14 protein-coding genes are annotated in these 18,667 nt (G+C 71.5%); 4 read left to right on the top strand and 10 right to left on the bottom strand.

The features are described 5' to 3' along the window. Positions 1-53 precede the first annotated feature (53 nt). Positions 54-2,399 (top strand): xanthine dehydrogenase family protein molybdopterin-binding subunit, encoded by a 2,346-nt coding sequence (locus ICW72_RS03885; RefSeq protein ID WP_191085024.1) that lies wholly within the window; start codon positions 54-56, stop codon positions 2,397-2,399. Between the two features lie 39 nt (positions 2,400-2,438). On the opposite strand, the gene ICW72_RS03880 is transcribed toward ICW72_RS03885, so the two are convergent. After that, positions 2,439-3,299 carry an isocitrate lyase/PEP mutase family protein gene (locus tag ICW72_RS03880; RefSeq protein WP_191085023.1) on the bottom strand — a complete coding sequence of 287 codons (861 nt, stop codon included), beginning with the start codon at positions 3,297-3,299 and terminating at the stop codon, positions 2,439-2,441. Positions 3,300-3,367: 68 nt separating this feature from the next. Between ICW72_RS03880 and ICW72_RS03875 the strand changes: the two genes are divergently transcribed. Next, positions 3,368-4,471 (top strand): alpha-hydroxy acid oxidase, encoded by a 1,104-nt coding sequence (locus tag ICW72_RS03875; RefSeq protein WP_191085022.1) that lies wholly within the window; start codon positions 3,368-3,370, stop codon positions 4,469-4,471. A 67-nt stretch (positions 4,472-4,538) separates the two neighbouring features. Here ICW72_RS03875 and ICW72_RS03870 read toward each other — a convergent pair whose 3' ends face one another. The 4 genes from ICW72_RS03870 to dctP form a co-directional block, all read right to left on the bottom strand. Then, positions 4,539-6,668, bottom strand: a complete 2,130-nt coding sequence (locus ICW72_RS03870) for an acetate--CoA ligase family protein (RefSeq protein ID WP_191085021.1) — start codon at positions 6,666-6,668, stop codon at positions 4,539-4,541. A 123-nt stretch (positions 6,669-6,791) separates the two neighbouring features. Continuing rightward, positions 6,792-8,078 carry a TRAP transporter large permease gene (locus tag ICW72_RS03865; RefSeq protein ID WP_191085020.1) on the bottom strand — a complete coding sequence of 429 codons (1,287 nt, stop codon included), beginning with the start codon at positions 8,076-8,078 and terminating at the stop codon, positions 6,792-6,794. Further along, positions 8,075-8,554: a TRAP transporter small permease gene (locus tag ICW72_RS03860; protein WP_191085019.1), complete on the bottom strand. Its 480-nt coding sequence runs from the start codon at positions 8,552-8,554 to the stop codon at positions 8,075-8,077. The genes ICW72_RS03865 and ICW72_RS03860 overlap by 4 nt, the downstream gene beginning before the upstream one ends. Beyond that, positions 8,554-9,588, bottom strand: a complete 1,035-nt coding sequence (gene dctP / locus ICW72_RS03855; RefSeq protein ID WP_191085018.1) for a TRAP transporter substrate-binding protein DctP — start codon at positions 9,586-9,588, stop codon at positions 8,554-8,556. The genes ICW72_RS03860 and dctP overlap by 1 nt, the downstream gene beginning before the upstream one ends. A 106-nt stretch (positions 9,589-9,694) precedes the next feature. Here dctP and ICW72_RS03850 point away from each other — a divergent pair, with 106 nt between their 5' ends. Both ICW72_RS03850 and ICW72_RS03845 read left to right on the top strand, forming a co-directional pair. Next, the gene (locus tag ICW72_RS03850) at positions 9,695-10,384 is read left to right on the top strand and encodes an SDR family NAD(P)-dependent oxidoreductase (RefSeq protein ID WP_191085017.1); all 690 of its coding nucleotides are present in this window, start codon (positions 9,695-9,697) and stop codon (positions 10,382-10,384) included. After that, positions 10,381-11,925: an acyl-CoA synthetase gene (locus ICW72_RS03845; RefSeq protein ID WP_191085016.1), complete on the top strand. Its 1,545-nt coding sequence runs from the start codon at positions 10,381-10,383 to the stop codon at positions 11,923-11,925. Before ICW72_RS03850 ends, ICW72_RS03845 begins: the two co-directional genes overlap by 4 nt. Here the strand turns inward: ICW72_RS03845 and ICW72_RS03840 are convergent. Genes ICW72_RS03840 through ICW72_RS03825 form a run of 5 tightly spaced genes read right to left on the bottom strand, consistent with a single transcriptional unit; the run spans position 11,922 to position 18,567 of the window. Beyond that, positions 11,922-14,021, bottom strand: a complete 2,100-nt coding sequence (locus tag ICW72_RS03840; protein ID WP_191085015.1) for a hypothetical protein — start codon at positions 14,019-14,021, stop codon at positions 11,922-11,924. The genes ICW72_RS03845 and ICW72_RS03840 overlap by 4 nt on opposite strands. Beyond that, positions 14,018-14,944, bottom strand: a complete 927-nt coding sequence (locus ICW72_RS21195) for a DUF4159 domain-containing protein (RefSeq protein ID WP_332308984.1) — start codon at positions 14,942-14,944, stop codon at positions 14,018-14,020. Before ICW72_RS21195 ends, ICW72_RS03840 begins: the two co-directional genes overlap by 4 nt. Next, complete coding sequence (locus tag ICW72_RS03835) at positions 14,836-16,710, bottom strand: BatA domain-containing protein (protein WP_332308983.1); 1,875 nt, start codon at positions 16,708-16,710, stop codon at positions 14,836-14,838. The genes ICW72_RS21195 and ICW72_RS03835 overlap by 109 nt, the downstream gene beginning before the upstream one ends. Then, on the bottom strand, positions 16,707-17,579 hold the full coding sequence (locus tag ICW72_RS03830; RefSeq protein ID WP_223880806.1) for a DUF58 domain-containing protein: 873 nt from the start codon (positions 17,577-17,579) through the stop codon (positions 16,707-16,709). Before ICW72_RS03830 ends, ICW72_RS03835 begins: the two co-directional genes overlap by 4 nt. After that, positions 17,572-18,567: an AAA family ATPase gene (locus ICW72_RS03825; RefSeq protein ID WP_191085014.1), complete on the bottom strand. Its 996-nt coding sequence runs from the start codon at positions 18,565-18,567 to the stop codon at positions 17,572-17,574. Before ICW72_RS03825 ends, ICW72_RS03830 begins: the two co-directional genes overlap by 8 nt. Positions 18,568-18,667 lie beyond the last annotated feature (100 nt).

Raw genomic sequence — 18,667 nt, 5'->3', positions numbered from 1 at the left:
CGGAAGCCCCCGTGGTGCCTACCATCTGTGTGACCCTTGCATGGATGACAGCGATGCCGGACACCAACCTGCCCTTCGACCCGACGCGCCTGAAATTCGGCATCGGCCAGCCCGTGCCGCGGCAGGAGGACCCGAAGCTGCTGCAGGGGCAGGGGCGCTACACGGATGACGTGGCGCTGCCCGGCCAGCTTCATGCCTGGGTGTTCCGCAGCCCCTATGCCCATGCGAAGGTGCTCTCGCTGGATGTGAGCGCGGCCCGTGAGGCGCCGGGCGTGCAGGCCGTGATCACGGCGGCCGACCTCGAGGGATATGGCGCCATGGTCTGCGCCATGCCGCTGAAGAACGCCGATGGCAGCGCGCTGCGCACCACCCACCGTCCAGCCCTGGCCAGCGACCGGCTGCGCTTCGTGGGCGACCCCATTGCCGTGGTGGTGGCCGAGACGCGCGCCCAGGCGCGCGATGCGGCCGAACTCATCATGCTGGACGTGGACATGCTGCCGGCGGTGACCGAGGCCTCCGCCGCCGCCGCGCCGGACGCCCCGCTGCTCTATGACGACATCCCCGGCAATTGCGTGCTGGACTTCGCCTTCGGCGACGCCGCCCAGGTGGCCGAGGCCTTCGCCGCCGCGGCGCATGTCCAGAAGCTCTCCATCCGCAACAGCCGCGTCGTGGTGGCGGCGATGGAGCCGCGCAGCGCCATCGGCGAATATGACGCCGCCGAGGGCCGCTTCATCCTGCATGTGGGCTGCCAGGGCGTCTTCGGCCTGCGGAACCAGCTGGCCGATGACATCCTGAAGATGCCGCGCGAGAAGGTGCGCGTGCTGACCGGCAATGTGGGCGGCAGCTTCGGCATGAAGGCCAATGCCTATCCGGAATACCTGCCGCTGCTGCACGCGGCGAAGCAATTGGGCCGCCCGGTGAAGTGGACCGATGACCGCAGCGGCGCCTTCCAGTCCGACCAGCACGGGCGCGACCACGAGGTGGTGGCGGAACTGGCGCTGGACAGTGAAGGAAAATTCCTGGCCGTGCGGCTGACCAGCTACGCGAATATGGGCGCCTACCTGTCCACCGTGGCCCCGCTGATGGGCACGGGCAATTTCGTGAAGAACGTGCAGTCCAACTACACCATGCCGCTGATCGAGGTGCGGACGAAGAGCTTGCTGACCAACACCACCCCCGTCTCGGCCTATCGCGGCGCGGGGCGGCCCGAGGGCAACTACTTCATGGAGCGGCTGATCGAGGAAGCCGCCCGCGAAATGGGCAAGGACCCCGTCGCGATCCGCCGCCTGAACCACATCAGGCCTGACCAGTTCCCCTACGCCGCCCCCACGGGCAGCGTCTATGACGGGGGCGAGTTCTCCGCGATCCTGGAGGACGCGCTGCGCGCCGCAGACTTCGCCAATTTCGAATCCCGCCGCGCGGAATCCAAGGCGCGCGGCATGCTGCGCGGCATCGGCGTGGGCAATTTCCTGGAATGCACCGCGCCGCCCATGAAGGAGCAGGGCGGCATCCGCTTCGAGAAGGATGGCACCGTCACCATCATCACCGGCACGCTGGACTATGGGCAGGGCCATTGGTCGGCCTTCGCCCAGGTGCTGCACCAGAAGCTGGGCGTGCCCTTCGAGGCCATCCGCCTCAAGCAGGGCGACAGCGATGAGCTGGTGGCGGGCGGCGGCACGGGTGGCTCGAAGTCGCTGATGGCTTCGGGGGCCGCGATCGTGGAGGCCTCGGCGCTGGTGGTGGAGAAGGGCAAGCTCGCCGCCGCGCATGTGCTGGAGACGGCACCGGCCGATATCGAATTCGAATGGGGCCGCTTCGTCGTGGCCGGCACCGACCGCGCCATCGGCATCATGGAACTGGCGGAGAAACTGCGCGAAAGCCACAGCCTGCCGAGCGAGGTGCCCTCCAGCCTCGACGTGACGCATGTCTTCGACCAGGCGCCCCAGGCCTACCCGAACGGCTGCCATGTCTGCGAGCTGGAGGTGGACCCCGACACGGGCCACGTCACCTTCCTGAACTATGTGGCGGTGAACGACTTCGGCGTCATCGTGAACCCGCTGCTGGTGGCGGGCCAGGCGCATGGCGGCATCGTCCAGGGTATCGGCCAGGCGCTGCATGAGCGGGTGGCCTATAGTGAGGAAGGCCAGCTTCTCTCGGCCAGCTTCATGGATTACGGCCTGCCGCGCGCGGAGGATTTGCCGGACTTCCAGCTGTCCTCGCGCGAGGTGCCTTGCACCACGAACCCGCTCGGCGCCAAGGGCTGCGGCGAGGCGGGCTGCGCCGGCAGCCTGCCGGCCGTGATGAACGCGCTGGTGGAGGCGCTGCGGCCCGTGGGGGTGAACCACCTGGACATGCCCGCCACGCCGGAGGTGATCTGGCGGGCCATCCACAAGGTGTAGCCGCGCGGCCGATTCAAGCCCCTGGATCCACGAGGGGCATCAGCCCAGGAAACGCCGCGCGAGTTCCGCATAGTCGGCCTCGCGCATCGCCGCCTCGCGCAGCGCCTTGGGGGCTGTCCCGCCCACCTGGGCGGGCGGTGTGCCCTCGCGCAAGGCCTTCAGGGTCGCGTGGATGGCCTGGATGGCCGCCTGGAAGGGCAGGTGCCCCTGCAAGGCGATCCGCACACCGCGGCTGGCCAGATAGGCGCGGTCGCTGATCTCGTCGGACAGCGTGCCCAGAACCAGCGGCAGCTTCGCCTCGGCGGCCAGCGCGTCCAGCTCCGCGCGCTTCGTCACGCCGGTCAGGAAGATGCCATCCGTGCCGGTGTGGTTGTAGGCACGCACCCGCGCCAGCGCATCTTCCAGCCCCGTGATGGAGACGGCCCCCGTCCGCGCGAAGATGATGAGCGAGGCATCGTCGCGCGCCGCCACCGCCGCGCGCATCTTGGCCACGCCCTCGTCGAGCGGAATCAGCACGGGCTTCTCCGTGCCGAAGGGGCGGGGCAGGGCGGTGTCCTCGATGGAGAGCGCGGCGACTCCCGCCACCTCCAGCTCCTCCACCGTGCGCATGACGTTCAGCGCGTTGCCGTAGCCATGGTCCGCATCCACCACCAGCGGCAGGCGGGAGGCCGCGCGGTTGATGCGCCGCGCCTGTTCCGCGAATTCGGTCAGCGTCAGCAGGATGATGTCGGGGGCGCCCAGCACGGCCAGGCTGCCCGTGCTGCCGGCGAACATGCCGAGTTCATAGCCCAGATCCTCGGCGATCCGCGCCGCCACCGGCTCATGCACCGAGGCGGGGTGGATGCAGTCATGCCCCTCCAGCACAGCCCTCGCCGCCGCGCGCCGCTCACTCCACCGCATTGCATGTCTCCTGACCTTGTCCGGTCATCTTGCCCCGCCTAGCGTCATCCTGAAACGGGAGGTGCTCCATGAGCGAGAGGCTGAATTCCAACGAGTTGGATGGCGGCAAATATCTGGTCCTGCATGAGTTCGTGAAGGCGGCGAAGCAGAAGCTGAACGCGAACATCTGGGACTACCTGATCGGCGGCACCGAGACCGAGACGACGCTGGCCCGCAACCGCATGGCCATCGACACGGTCGCGCTGCGGCCGCGCGTGCTGAACGACGTCTCGCGCGTGGACACGGGGGTGGATTTCTTCGGCCACCGGATTCGCCTGCCGGTCTTCCTCGCCCCCGTGGGGTCGCTGGAAAGCTTCGAACCCGGCGGCGGCGCCAGCGTGGCGAAGGGCGCCGGCGATTACGGCGTGCCCTACATGCTCAGCAGCGTGAGCAAGCCCGGCATGGAGGAGACGGCCGCCGCCGGGCGCGGCCCGCGCGTCTTCCAGCTCTATGTCCGTGGCGGCGACGACTTCGTGGATGACCATGCCAAGCGTGCCATCGCCGCCGGCTATGACGCCTTCTGCATGACGGTGGACACCGCCCATTACAGCCGCCGCGAACGCGACATGGCCAAGCGCTTCGTCAAGACCTGGCGCGCGGCCAACACCGGCATGGACCACCAGGCGGCGCTGTCCTGGCGCGAGGTCGCGCGCTTCAAGGAGAAGCACAAGATCCCCCTGATCCTGAAGGGCATCGGCACCGGCGAGGACGCCGCCATCGCCTGCGAGCATGGGGTGGACGTGATCTACGTCTCCAACCATGGCGGGCGGCAGCTGGATGGCGGGCGTGGTTCGCTCGACGTGCTGCCCGAGGTGGTGGAGGCCGTGGCCGGCCGCGCCAAGATCATGGTGGATGGCAGCTTCAGCCGCGGCACCGACCTGGTGAAGGCCGTGGCGCTGGGAGCGGATTGGGTGGGGCTGGGGCGCCTCTACCTCTACGGGCTGGCCGCGGAGGGCGCCTCGGGTGTCAGCCGCGTGCTGGAAATCCTGGAGGACGAGACGACCAAGGCGCTCGGCCTGACGGGCGTGAACAGCTTCGGCGAGTTGACGCGCAAGCATGTGCACATCGGCGCGCCGCCGGTGGTGTTCCCGAATGTCCACAGCGCCTTCCCGCTGCTGCGCGAAGGATACTGAAACCTTGCTGCGCGGCTGATCACGCGGCCCCGGTGAAACCCACCGGGGCCGATCAGACGCGATGGCTTCAGCCGTTCAGCTTCATCAGCCCGTCCACGGCCACGCAGCCATCCGGGCGGCAGACCAGCGGGTTGATCTCGGCCTCCTCCAGCCGATCTCCGGCGGCGGCGGCGAAGGCCGAGAAGCGGGCGATGGCGTCGGCCACCGCTGCCACATCCACCTTCGCCGCGCCCCGGAACCCGTCCAGCAGCGGCCAGGCCTTGAGGCGCTTGAGCATGGCCATCGCGCCCTCGGGTGAGACGGGCGCCACTTCCAGCGCCACATCCTTCCACAGCTCCGCCTGCACGCCGCCCAGGCCCACCAGCACCATCACGCCGAATTGCGGATCACGCCGCGCGCCGAGGATGAGCTCGACGCCCCTCGCCTCCATCCGCTGCACCAGCACGCCATCCACCCGCGCGCGAGGCGCGTGTTGCGCAGCGCCGTCCTTGATGCGCGCGAAGGCGGCGGTGACGGCGCCGGAATCGCCCAGGTTGAGCTGCACGCCGCCCACCTCGGTCTTGTGGGCGATGTCGGGGCTGTCCACCTTCAGCACCACCGGATAGCCGAGGCTCTGCGCGGCCCGCACGGCGTCCTCGGCGGTGGCGGCGCGCAGTTCGCGCACCACGGGCAGGCCGGCTTCGGCGAAGGCGGTCTTGGCGGCGGCCTCCATCAACGTCTGTTCGCCGGCCGGCAGCTTCGCGGCGGCGGCGCTGGCAGCGGCATCCGGCGTCGCGGGCGCGGGCTTCGGGTCATGGTGGTGGAACCACAGCCGCAGCGCATTCATCATCCGCCGCATCGAGCGGAACAGCACCAGGTTGGGCGAGACATCCGCGGCCTCGGCGCCCGGCCCCTCCAGGCTCTCCGGCACCCAGGCGATGCAGATGGGCTTGCCGGTCGCGGCCGCCATCGGCTCCATCGTCTTCATGCGGGCCGGCGTCGCGCCGGGGGCGGGGTTGTGATAGACCACCGGGAAAACGACGGTCGCGTACTGGTCGTCATTCAGCATCGCCAGCATGCAATCCTCGAAATACTTGGGATTGGTGGCGACCTGCGCGGTCATGTCGCAGGGGTTGCGCGGGCTGCCGAAGTCCGGGAGCGTGGCGCGGAAGATGGCCTCCGTCGCCGGCGCGGGCTGGGGCAAGGCGAGGCCCGCGAATTCCGCGTGGTCGGCGGCCATGATGCCCGCACCGCCCGAGGGGGTGAGGATGCCCACGCCGCGCGCCTTGGGCGGACCGGCCTTGGCGAAGAAGCCCGCCGTCTCCAGCAGCGCGTCGAAATCCTCGACCTCCAGCATGCCGGCGCGTTGGAAGCCCGCACTCCAGGCCGCCGTGCTGCCGGCCAGGCTGCCCGTATGCGACATGGCCGCCTTGGCGCCGATCTCGCCGCGACCGAGCTTCAGGACGACGATCGGCTTGCCGGCCTTGCGCGCCAATTCGCCCAGTTCAAAGAGGCGCCGCGCATCACGCAACCCTTCCACAGCCAGCGCGATGGAGCGGCATTCGGGCATGGAGAGCTGGAAGGCCACGAGGTCACAGACATCGAGGTCGGTGGCATTGCCCGCGGTGGCCATATGGCACATGGCGAAGCCGCGCTCGGCCGCCTGCATCAGTGCGTAGCCGAGCGCGCCCGACTGGCTGACGACGCCCACGCCGCCGGCGGGTGCGGTCATCTTGAAGTAGTCGGGCATGAAGGTGGCGCCCGCGCGCTGCGTGTGGTCGCAGAAACCCAGGCAATTGGCGCCGAGCAGCGGGAAGCCCAGGGCGCGGGCGGTGTCGCGCAGCTCTTGCTCCTCGACCGCGCGCTCGGGCAGGTCCGTCTCGCCATAGCCGGAGGCATAGAGCACCGCACCGCCGCCGCCCTTCTTCGCCAGCGCCTGCACGGCGGCCATCACGCCGGTGCGCGGCAGCGCGATCACGGCCGAATCGGGAGCGCCCGGAAGCTCGTCCACCGAGGCGTAGCAGGGGCGGCCATGCAGCTCCTGCCCCGCATATTTCGGGTTCACGCACCACACCGGCCCGTCGAAATTCGCCATGTTCTGCACGGTGCGCGCGCCGAAGCCCGTGGCCTCGCCGGAAACGCCGATCACGGCCAGGCTGCGGGGGGCGAGAAGGCGCTTCAGGCTGCGCGGGTCGCGCAGGGCTTCGGTGGCCGGCATGGCGGTTTCCTCAACTGCTGTTGCCCGTATTCCGAAGCGAAATCATGCGCTCGGCAACCCCCCGGCGCGCCTGTCGAACGGCAGATTCACGCCTTGGGCGATTCCGCCCGAGGCGATCCGTCGCTAAAGCATCCCCATGCTGCGCGGCAGCCATAGCGCGATGCCCGGCAACGCGATGACCAGCGCCAGCGCCGCCAGCATGGCCAGCACCATCCAGCTCACCCAAGGGATGGTGGTCTGCATGGAGACGCCCGCGATGCGGCAACTCACCATCATGTTCACCGCCATGGGCGGCGTGAACTGCCCGATCGCGATCTTCATGGTGAGGATGATGCCGAACCAGGTCGGGTCCCACCCGAAATGCCGCGCGATGGGCAGCAGCAGCGGCAGCAGGATGAGGAAGATGGAAATGCCATCCAGGAACATCCCCACCACGATCACCAGCACCACCAGCAGTGCCAGCGTGCCATATTCGCCTAACCCCAGCCCCAGGATCGCCCCCACCACCGGCTGCACCATGCCGAGCGTGGAGGTGGCCCAGGCGAAGACGGTGGCGAGTGCCACCACCATGAGGATGACGGCCGAAATCTCGCCCGCTTCCACCAGGATCTCGTAGAGGTCGCGCAGCGTCAGGCTGCGATAGATCACGAAGCCCACGAACAGGCCGTAGAAGACGGCCATGACCGCGGCCTCGGTCGGCGTGAAGGCGCCGATCCGCATGCCGCCCAGGATGACCACGGGTGCCATCAGCCCCCAGAAGGCCTCGCGGAAGGCGCGCCACACAGAGAGCCCGCCCCGGTCGGGGTTGCGCCCCCCGAAATCCCGTAACCAGGAGATCAACAGGATGGGCACCAGGATCGCGACGCCGGCCAATAGCCCCGGAAACAGCCCCGCCATGAAGATGGCCGGCACCGAGACGCCAGGCACCATCACCGCATAGATGATGAAGGCGATGGAGGGCGGGATCAGAATGTCCACCGCCGCCGCCGCCCCCACCACGCTCGCGATGAAGGGGCGCGGATAGCCGTCGCGCACCATGCCATCCGTCATCACCTTGCCCACCGCCGCCGCCGTGGCGGGGCCGGAGCCCGAGATGCCACCCATCACCATCGCGACCAGCACCGAAACGGAAGCGAGCGCCCCGCGCCCCGCGCCCACCAGCGTGGTGGCGAAGCGCACGAGGCGCAGCGCCACCCCCGCACGGTCGAAGACGCAACCCACCAGGATGAACATGGGCAGGGCGATCAGCGGGTATTTCGCGATGCCGGCAGAGACGTTGGTGGGCATGGCCATCATCGCCTGGTCCGACAGCACGATGGCCGCCGCACCCGCGAGGCCGAGTGCCACGCCGATCGGCACGCCCCCCAGCAGCATGACCAGGAAGGCCGCGAAAAGGATGCCGCCCGTCACGCGTCCTCGCCCCGCAGCAGCCGCCAGATGCGCCCCGCCGCGCGCGCCATCACCAGCAGCGACAGCAGCGGCAGCCACACGGAATACAGCCATTGCGGGTGGCCGAGCCCGGGCGAGAGCGCCTCGAAGCGATACTCATCCCAGGCCATTAGCCCGCCATACCAGGCGAGCAGCGCGAAGCAGAAGAACAGCAGCGCCATGCCCGTGATTTCGGCCCAGCGCTGCCCGCGCGGCGAGAGCTTGCCCGTCAGCCAATCAATCCGGATATGACGCCCCGTGGCGGTGGCGAGAGCCGTGCCCACCAGCGTCACGATCACGATCAGGGCCACCGAGTATTCCTCGGTGAAGGCGAGCGAGACGTCGGTCAAATAGCGCGTGACCACGTTGGCGAGCGTGATCAGCGCCATCGCCGCCATGCCGGCCGCCAGCAGCACCCGCTCCAGCGAGAGCGGCAGGCGGGTGCGCGGTTCCGCCATCAGGACAGCGCGCGGATGGCGGCCTCGGCCTTCTGCACCAGCCCGGTGCCGATGCGGCTGGCCCAGCGCTCATGCACGGGGCGCAGCGCCTGGGCGAAGGCGCGCTTTTCCTCCACGCTCAGCACCGTCACCTCCACGTTGCGGCGGCGGAGTTCCTGGAGTGCGGCGTCATCCGTGCCCGGGATGCCGAGGCCCGCGCGGGCCAGGCGGATGTTGTTCGCCGCCGCCTCCCGCGCGCAGTCGCGCAGCAGCGCCTGGTCCTCGGCGTTGAAGCTGTTCCAGACCGATTTCGAGACGCCGAAGATCAGCGCGTCGTTCACATAGTTCCAGATGGTCATGTGGCGCTGCGCCAGCGTGTCCATGCGGAAGGCGAGGAAGAGGTTGACCGGGTTCTCCTGGCCATCCACCGCGCCGGAGCTGAGCGCCGGCTGGAGGTCCGCGAAGGACATCTGCAGCGGGTTGGCGCCCATGCCGGTGAAGATGTCGTTGAAGATGGCGCCGGCGGCGAAGCGGATCTTGAGGCCGCGCAGATCGGCCGGCGTGCGGATGGCGCGGCGCGAATTGCTGATTTCGCGGAAGCCGTTTTCGCCGAAGGCGAGGCCCACCACGTCGCGGCCATCCATCACCTGCATGATGTCGCGGCCCACCTCGCCCTCGATCAGCGCGTCGAAGGCGCGGTGGTCGGGCATCAGGAAGGGCAGCTGGAAGACGCCGGCCTCGCGCACCTGGGGCGCGATGTTGATGGTGCTGAAGACGCACATGTCGATGACGCCCTGGCGCATGGCCAGCAATTCCCGCGTCTGGTCCCCGCCCACGAGCTGGCTGCCCGGATAGACGCGCACATTGATGCGCCCGCCGCTGCGCTGCGTCACCAGCTCGGCCCATTGGAAGGCGCCCTCGGCGAAGGGGATGGGCCGGTTGCCCACGACCGAGAGCTTGTATTCGGGCCGGTAGGTCTGGGCGGCCGCGATGGCGGGGGCGGCCAAGGGGGCGGCCAGCGCGGAGGCCAGCAGCAGGCTGCGACGGGTGGTCATTCGGGCGGTCCCTCCAGGACGGGTGCGGCTTGCGCCGTCTGTGTCCCCGCAGAATGATGAACCCAAGGGCGCCCGGCAAGCGCCCATCTATGGGAAGGGATGGATCATGGCGGGTCTGGTCGCGGTGACGGGTGGCGCCTCGGGCATCGGGGCGGCGGTGGCGGAGGCGGTGCGGGAAGCGGGCGGCCAGGCCGCCGTGGCCGACCTGAACGCCGGCGCGGGTGCAACCCGCCTGGACGTGACCGATGACGCGGCCGTCGCCGCCTGGATGGAAGGGCTCGCGGGGCTCACGGGCCTCGTCTGTGCCGCCGGCATCTCGGCCAATACGCCGAGCCTCACCGCCGCCCCCTCCACCTTCCGGCGCGTGCTGGAGGTGAACGTCACGGGCAGCTTCCTCGCGGCCCAGGCGGCGGCGCGGCGGATGGAAGAGGGCGGCTCCATCGTCTTCATCGCCTCGGTCTCGGGGCTGGTCGGCATGGCGGACCGCGTGGCCTATTCGGCCTCCAAGGCCGCGGTCATCAACATGGCGGCCGCCATGGCGGTGGACCTGGCCCCCCGCGGCATCCGCGTGAACGCCATCTGCCCCGGCCCCGTCGAGACGCCCATGGTGCGCGAACTGCACGACGCCGCCACCCGCGCGGCCTGGCACGCCCGCGTGCCGCTGCGCCGCTACGCCGAGCCGGAAGAGATCGCGCAGATGGCCCTCTTCCTGCTCGACCCCGCGCGGAGCGGCTATGTCACCGGCCAGGCCATCGCGGTGGATGGCGGCTTTTCCACGGCCGGGCTGATGCCGTGATCCTTGCGGCCAATCTCGGGCGGCTGCTGACCTGGACGGCGCGGCGCCTGCCGGCCGCCCCCGCGCTGCGCTGGCGCGACCGCGTGTGGTCCTGGGCCGAGCTGGACGCGCGGGTGGACCGCCTCGCCGCCGCCCTGCGCGCGCATGGCGTGGCACCCGGCGACCGCGTGCTCGTCCATTCGCGCAACTCCAACCTGATGTTCGAGGCGGTCTGGGCCTGCTGGAAGGCCGGCGCCGTCTTCGTGCCCACCAATGTGCGCCTGACGCCGGCCGAGGCCGCCTATCTCGGCGCCGCCTCGGGCGCGGTGGCCATGCTGCGCGACCACGGCTTCGCCGCCCATGCCGATGCGGTGCGGGACGCCAGCCCCGCCTGCCGGCTGGTGCTCGCCCTGGGCGACGCGCGCGCGGGCGAGGTGGATGTGGAGGCGCTGATCGCCGACACGCCCCGCCCGCCCGCCGACCATGAGGCGGATGTGGCGCCGGACCACCCCGCCTGGTTCTTCTTCACCTCCGGCACCACCGGCCGCCCCAAGGCCGCGGTGTTGACCCACGGGCAGCTGGGCTTCGTGGTGAACAACCACCTGGCCGACCTCATGCCGGGTCTGACCGAGCATGACGTCTCGCTGGTGGTGGCACCCCTCAGCCACGGCGCGGGGATCCATGCGCTGGCCCAGGTGGCGCGCGGCGCCTGCTCCATCCTGCTGCCCGGCGAGCGGATGGAGCCGGGCGAGGCCTGGCGGCTGATCGCGGAGCACCGCGTGACCAACATGTTCACCGTGCCGACCATTCTCAACATGTTGGCGGCCCACCCCGACGCCGCGCCGCACGCGCTCCGCCACGTGATCTATGCGGGGGCGCCCATGTACCGCGCCGACCAGAAGCGCGCGCTGGAGCGCCTGGGCCCCTGCCTCGTGCAGTATTTCGGCCTGGGCGAGGTGACGGGCAACATCACCGTGCTGCGGCCGGACCAGCACAGCCTGAACGATGCCGACCCGCGCGCGGGAAGCTGCGGCGTGCCGCGCACGGGCATGGACCTCGCCATCCTGGACCCGGCGGGCCAGCGCCTGCCACCGGGCGAGACCGGCGAAATCTGCGTGCGCGGCCCCGCCGTCTTCGCCGGCTATCACGACAACCCCGAGGCCAATGCCGCCGCCTTCCGTGATGGCTGGTTCCACACCGGAGACCTGGGACACCTCGATGCCCAGGGTTTCCTGTTCATCACCGGCCGGGCGTCCGACATGTTCATCTCGGGCGGATCCAACATCTATCCGCGCGAGGTGGAGGAGGCGCTGCTGACCCACCCTGATGTGCTGGAATGCGCCGTGGTCGGCGTGCCCGATGCGAAATGGGGCGAGGTGGGCGTGGCTTGCGTCGTGCCGCGCGGAACCGCCCCCGACCCAGCGGCGCTGCTGGCGCACCTCGCGCCCGTGCTCGCGCGCTACAAGCATCCGCATCGCTTCGTCTTCTGGGACGAACTGCCGAAATCGGCCTATGGGAAGGTTCCGAGATCGCTGCTGCGCGCGCGGCTGGAGGCGGGTTAGCGCGCCTCCCGCCGCCAGCCCATCACCGCCACCCCCAGCAGCAGCGCCAAGGCCAGCCAGGGCGGCAGCAGGGGCATGGCCGCGATGCCCGTCACCGTGTGGTCCTCGCGCTGGCGCAGGCCGATCCAGCCGGACCCCGCCGCATCCCGCCCCGCCGCCACACGGCGAATGTCGGGAATGGCCGGCCCGCCGCCCACATAGCGCGCGGCCCCGCCCGTGGCGGAGACCACCGGCCGCATCAGCGCCGGGTCCGCGCGCAGATCGGCGAATTCCGGCGGGTTGGCGGGCATGGCGGCGGCAAAGGCCTGGCGCCGTCCGTCACTGACCTGCCACAGCCCGGGCTGGTCGGCCGGGGCCTCGCCGGTGGCGCGGCCGCTGCCCGCATCGCCCGAGAGGGTGAGGCGGCGGGTCGTGCCGTCCGGGGCCGTGATCGTCACTTCGGGGGGCGCCGTCCCCTCCACGCTGCGCCGCTGGACCAGCAGGCGGCCTTCCTCGATACGGGCCGTCAGCGCCTCCTCCTCCAGTTCCGGCTCGCGCATCAGCCAGTGGGCGACGCGGCGCAGCAATTCCTGCTGCGGCCCGCCGCCATCATAGCCGCGCGACCAGAGCCAGATGTGGTCCGACAGCATCAGGGCCACGCGGCCCTGGCCCACCCGGTCCAGCACCAGAAGCGGCGCGCCCTGGGCGCCTTCCATGACCGTGGTGCCGGCCCGCGCCTCGGTGCGGATGGTGCGGTACCAGCGGCCCCAGGCGGCCTCGGTGCCCTCGTCGGGGTTGGCGCCGGTCAGCCCCTCGGTCACGGGATGGCGCGCGCCGGGTGGCGTGACGCGTGGGCGGAAAGGCTGCTCCGAGATGGCCTGGGCCGGGCTGAGCGGTCGCGCCGGCAGCACCGCGCCCAAGGGCGTGTTGGCCAGGCTGGTGCCGCCCACATACTCAGGCCCCACCGACAGCAGCAGCGCGCCGCCCTGGCGCACATATTCCGCGATGTTGCGCATGTAGCTGGGCGGCAGGATGCCGCGATTGGCGAAGCGGTCGAAGATGACGAGGTCGAATTCGCGCAGCTTCACCTGGAACAGCTCGCGCACCGGAAAGGCGATGAGCGCGAGTTCGTTCAGGGGGGTCAGGTCATCCTTCTCGGGCGGGCGGAGGATGGTGAAATGCACCAGGTCCACGCCCGGATCGGCCTTCAGCAGTCGCCGCCAGGTGCGCTGGCCGGCATGGGGCTCGCCGCTCACCAGCAGCACGCGCAGCCGGTCGCGCACGCCATTGATGGTGACGACGACGCGGTTGTTCACGTCGCTCACCTCACCGGGCCGCGCCTCGGCCATGATGTCGATGACCGAGGGGCCGGCGCGCTCGATGGGCACGGAGATGCGGTGCTCCTGCCCCACGGGCACGCTCTGCGTCACCGGGGCCTCCCCGTCGCGGCGGAGCGTCAGGCGCGTGCTCCCCTCGGGGCGGGGGTCGCCCAGGTCCTCCACGATGAGGCGCAGCTCCACCTCGCGGCCCACGATGCCGAAGCCCGGCGCCTCGATCAGGCGGATGCGCCGGTCCACCTCGCCCGCGCGGCCGGGCATCAGGACATGGACCGGCACGCCGTCGCCGGCCGACCAATTGGCCTCGGTGGGAGCATCGTGCACCTGCCCGTCCGAGAGCATGATGACGCCCGCGAGCCGGGCCGCGGGCACATCGGCCAGCGCCCGGTCCAGCGCCGCGAAGCCGCGCGTGCCCTGGGTGCCGCCCTCCTCGATCTCGGCCACGCGCAGCTCCACGTCGCGCAGCCGGGCGATGCGCGCCTCGATGGCGGCGCGCGCGGCCTCCAGCGCGTCGGGCCGTCCGCGCACCGCCGCCATGCTGGCCGAACGGTCCAGCAGCAGCAGGGCGATATCGGGCCGCGTCTCGCGCGTCTGCTCGACGAGGCGCGGCCCGGAGAGTGCCGCGATCAGCAGGGCGAAGGCGGCCGCCCGCCACCACACCCCGCGCGCCCCGCGCCAGAAGGCCGGCACCAGCACCAGCAGGGCCAGCGCGGCCAGCGTGCCGATCAGCCAGAGCGGCAGGACCGGAGCAAGGTCGAAGGTCAGCGCGGTTCCCGTCAATTGCCGAGCCTTTCCAGGATGGCGGGCACATGGACCTGGTCGCCCTTGTAGTTGCCCGTCAGCGCGTAGATCACGAGGTTGGCCCCGAACCGGTAGGCCAGCGTCCGCTGCCGGGCACCCCCTGGCACGGCCGCATGGATGTTCTGCCCGCCCGCATCCACCGCCCAGGCGCCGGCCCAGTCATGCCCGCCGATGACCACGGGGCTCACGCTGTCATTGGCGCGGTCCTGCTCGCGGCTGACCCAGACGGTGCCGCCGGTGAAGCGCCCGGGCAGGTCGGCCAGCAGGTAGAAGGCGCGGCGCAACACATGGTCCTCGGGCACCGGGGCGAGGGGCGGGATGGCGAGGCCCTGCGTGACGCGCCGCAGCGCGGCCCGCGCGCCGGGGGCGAAGCCTTCGCCCGAGCCCTCGTCGCGCGTGTCGAAGAGGATGATGCCGCCCTGGCGCATGAAGGTGTTCAGCGCCTCGACGGCCGCGGCATCGAGCGCCGCGGCATCCGGCCGCACGGTGAAATAGAGCAGGGGGAAGAAGCTGAGGTCGTCGCGCCCCGGCACCACCCCCACCGGCTCGGCCAGGGCGGCCGCGGTGCGGCGGTTCACGAAATCCGACAGGCCGGCGAGACCTTGGTGCATGATCTGGTCCGTGCCCGCATCGCCGGTGACGACATAGGCCAGCCGCGTGACCAGCGCGTGCTCCCCGGGCTCGGCCGGCTGGGCCAGGGCGGCGCCGGGCAGCAGCAGCGCCAGCGCGAGCCCCGCCGCCCGCACGGGCCCCAGCAGCCCACGCAGCCGGAGCGAGGCCAGCAGGTCCACCATCAGCAACACCAGCGCCGCGGCGAGCAGCCAGGGGCCGAGATCCTGCTCGGGCGGAATGCCCGCGATGGAGCGCAGCGTGGTGCCGGCGGGCGGCGGCGCGTGCAGCACCGGGGGGGCAGGGTGGCGCCGAGGTTCAGCGCGCGACGGAAGCCTTCCGGCCCCTGGGTGCCATACCAGCCGGGCGGGTGCCGGGCGGAGGGCATGGGGTCATCCCCGGGTGCCAAGGGCTGGGCGCCGGGGGGCGGGGGAGCGAGGCGCCCGAAACCGTCCAAAGCCTCCAGCGGCGCCAGCATGCCCTCGCCCTCCTGTCCCGAGACGCCGGCCGAGAGCGCCACCAACCGCCGCAGCATCTGCACGAAGAGGCCCGAGAGCGGCAGGTCCGACCATTCGGCCGTGGCGGTGACGTGGAACAGCACGATGCGCCCCTCGCCGCGCGATTCCGCCGTGACCAGCGGCGTGCCGTCGGCGAGCCGCGCCCAGATGCGCTCCGCCAGCCGCGCGGAGGGTTCGGCCAGGACCTGGCGTGAGATGCTGACCTCGGCCGGCACGGGCAGGCCGGCGAAAGGCGAGCCCTCCGGGAAGGCGGCCAGGCGCTGCGGCTGCTCCCAGGACAGGGCGCCGCCCAATTGCCGCTCGGCCCGCAGCGGCACGGGCAGAAGGGTGTCAGGCCGTTCCGCCAGGCGGGCGCCGGCGAAGCGGATCAGCGTGCCGCCCTCGTTCACGAAGCGCGTCAGCGCATCCAGCTCGGCACCCGGCGCGATGGGCCGGTCGGCCAGCATCAGCACGGAGAGGGGGCGGGCCAGCAGGCGTTCGGCCGTGTCGCGGCGCAGCTCGGCATAAGGAGCGAGGGCGCGTTCCAGATAAAACAGGTCGCCGATCAAGGGTGTGTCTGCCGTCTCCTCCGCGCCGGGCAGCAGGCCCACGGGGCGCCGGCGGAAGCGCTCGTCCAGCAGGACCACCGCACCCGGCCCGGCCTCGCCCGCGAGGTCCAGGCGGAAGACGCGGTTGCGGATTTCCGTGGGCAATTCCAGCACCGCCTCGCCCTCGGTGGCGCCGGCGGCGAGGCGGAACTCGGCCTGGGCCAAGGCGCGTCCATCCTGGCCGCGGGCGATGACCTGCGCCTCGCTCGGCGCGCCGACCGGCGATTGGCGCAGCGTCACACGCAGGCTGTCACCCTCGGTGCGGGGTGGGCTGAGCAGCCGCACGGGACGTCCATCGGCGCGGGCCAGGGTCAGCGGGCCGAGGGTGGCGAGGCGCGCCATCAGCGCGTCGGCCGCCGGGTCGGCCCGGTGGGAGAGGCCGTCGGAAAGATAGATCGGCGTCACCGCCCCTGGCGCCTGGGCGCGCCAGGCATCGAGCGCGGCCAGCGCCGCCGCCCGGTCCGGTGCCCAGGCGCGCGGGCGCAGCGCGGCGAGGCGCGGCGCCAGATCCTCGGCCGGCATGGGGCCGATGACGCGGGGGGGCTGCGCGCCCTCGCCCGGGGTGGTGGCGAGCAGGGCCGTGGGGCGGCCTTCGCGCCCCGCCCGGTCCAGCTCGGACTGCGCGATGGCGATGCGCAGCGGCCAGTCGGGGCCGGAGGCCCAGCCGTCATCCACCACCAGCAGCAGCGTGCCGGTGCCCTGCGCCGTCCCGCCCGGCCCCCAGACCGGCCGCGCCAGGCCAAGAATGAGCAGCGCGGCGGCCAGCAGCCGCAGCAGCAGCACCCACCAGGGCGTGCGGGCCGGCGTCTCCTCGGTCAGCGGGAGGTCGCGCAGCAGGAGGGCGGCGGGGAAGGCCTGGCGCCGAGGCTGCGGCGGTGTCACGCGCAGCAACCACCACAATATCGGCAGGGCGGGCAGGGCCAGCAGCAGCCAGGGCGCGGCGAAGCTGATCATGGCGTGGACCCCATCGCCTGCCACAGCGCCAGCAGCGCCGCCTGGGGCGGGTGGTCGGTGCGGTGGGTGAGGAACCCCCAATCCGTGGCACGCGCCATGGCGGCCAGCGCGGCACGGTGGGCGGCGAGGCGTTCGGCGTAGAGGCCGCGCACATTCTCCACGCGCGGGACCACCAGCGGCGCCTCACCCTCCAGCCCCTCGAAGACCACGCGGCCGTGATAGGGCAGGGTTTCCTCGGCGGGGTCCAGCACCTGCACCATCTGCCCGCGCAAGGGCCGGGCGGCGAAGGAGGAGAGCGTCGCCTGCACCTGCGGCAGCGGCTGCAGGAAGTCACTGAACATGACGAGGCGCGCATGGCGGGGCAGGGTCGCGTCGGCCTCGGGCGCGCCGACGTGTGGGCGCAGCAGCGCCGCTGCCAGGGCGGGCAGCGCGGCCCTTCCCATGAAGGCGCGGCCCTGGCCGGGCAGCAGCCGCACCCGCTCGCCCCCGCGCAGCAGCAGCGAAGCGAGCGCCAGCAGCAGCAGATCCGCGCGCTGCGCCTTGGGGTGCAGCCGCTTGTCGGAGCGCCATTCCATCGAGGCCGTGGGGTCGCGCCAGAGCAGCACGGTCTGCGCGGCCTCCCACTCCGTCTCGCGCACATAGAGCCGGTCGGAGCGCGCACTCTGCCGCCAATCCACGCGCGAGGCCGCATCGCCCGCCGTGTAGGGCCGGAATTGCCAGAAGGCATCGCCATGGCCCGCGCGGCGGCGTCCATGCACGCCCTGCATCACGGTGCTGGCGACCCGGTCGGCCTCCACCACCAGGGCGGGGAGGCGCGCCGCCACCGCCTCTGCGGCGGCGGCCGAAAGGCGGGGCGCCGCCTCAGCCAATGGAGGCCTTCAGGGCCGCGATGACCTCGGAAAGCTTCACGCCATCGGCCCGCGCCGAGAAGGAGAGCGCCATGCGGTGCCGCAGCACGGGTTCAGCCAGCGCCAGCACATCCTCCACGCTGGGCGAGAGCCGGCCATCCAGCACGGCCCGCGCGCGCGTTGCCAGCATCAGCGCCTGGGCGGCGCGGGGGCCGGGGCCCCAGGCCAGGTTCTCCCGCACCTCGCGAAGCCCGTCCTCGGAAGGGCGGGCGCCGCGCACCAGCTTCAGGATGGCGTCCACCACCTGCTCGCCCACCGGGATGCGGCGGATGAGGGATTGGGCGGCCACCAGCTCGGCCCCGGTCAGCACCGGCTGGGCCTTGTCCTCCTCCGCGCCGGTGGTGGCCAGCAGCATGGCGCGCTCGGCGGCCTCGTCGGGGTAGACGACCTCCACCTCCAGCAGGAAGCGGTCGAGCTGCGCCTCGGGCAGGGGGTAGGTGCCCTCCTGCTCGATCGGATTCTGGGTGGCGAGCACATGGAAGGGCTCGGGCAGGGGCAGCACGCGGCCGCCGATGGCGACCTTCCGCTCCTGCATGGCCTGGAGCAGGGCGGATTGGGTGCGCGGGCTCGCGCGGTTGATCTCATCGGCCATGAGAAGCTGGCAGAAGATGGGGCCGGGCAGGAAGCGGAAGGCGCGGCGGCCCTCGGCATCCTCCTCCAGCACCTCGCTGCCCAGGATGTCGGCGGGCATCAAATCGGGGGTGAACTGCACCCGCCGCTCGCCCAGGCCCATGACGGTGCCCAGCGTCTCGACCAGCTTCGTCTTGCCGAGTCCCGGCACGCCCACCAGCAGCACATGGCCGCCGGAGAGCAGGGTGATCAGCGTCTGCTCGACCACATCCTCCTGCCCGAAGATGACCCGGCCCACGGATTCCCGGGCCTTTTGCAGCCGGGCACCGAGGGCTTCGATCTCGGCCAGCAGGGAATCTGCGTCGGACACTTCACCCATGCGGTTACGGTTCCCATATTGCTGTTCAGGAGAGATTGGGGATGCGGTGCCTCGGCGCCAGCCCTTTTTCCCTCCTTCGCGATGATGACCACTCATGCTT

This window comes from Roseococcus microcysteis, from assembly GCF_014764365.1.
GTDB lineage: Bacteria > Pseudomonadota > Alphaproteobacteria > Acetobacterales > Acetobacteraceae > Roseococcus > Roseococcus microcysteis.
Note: the sequence above shows the minus strand (reverse complement) of the source record. Positions and strands in the feature narration are given on the sequence as shown.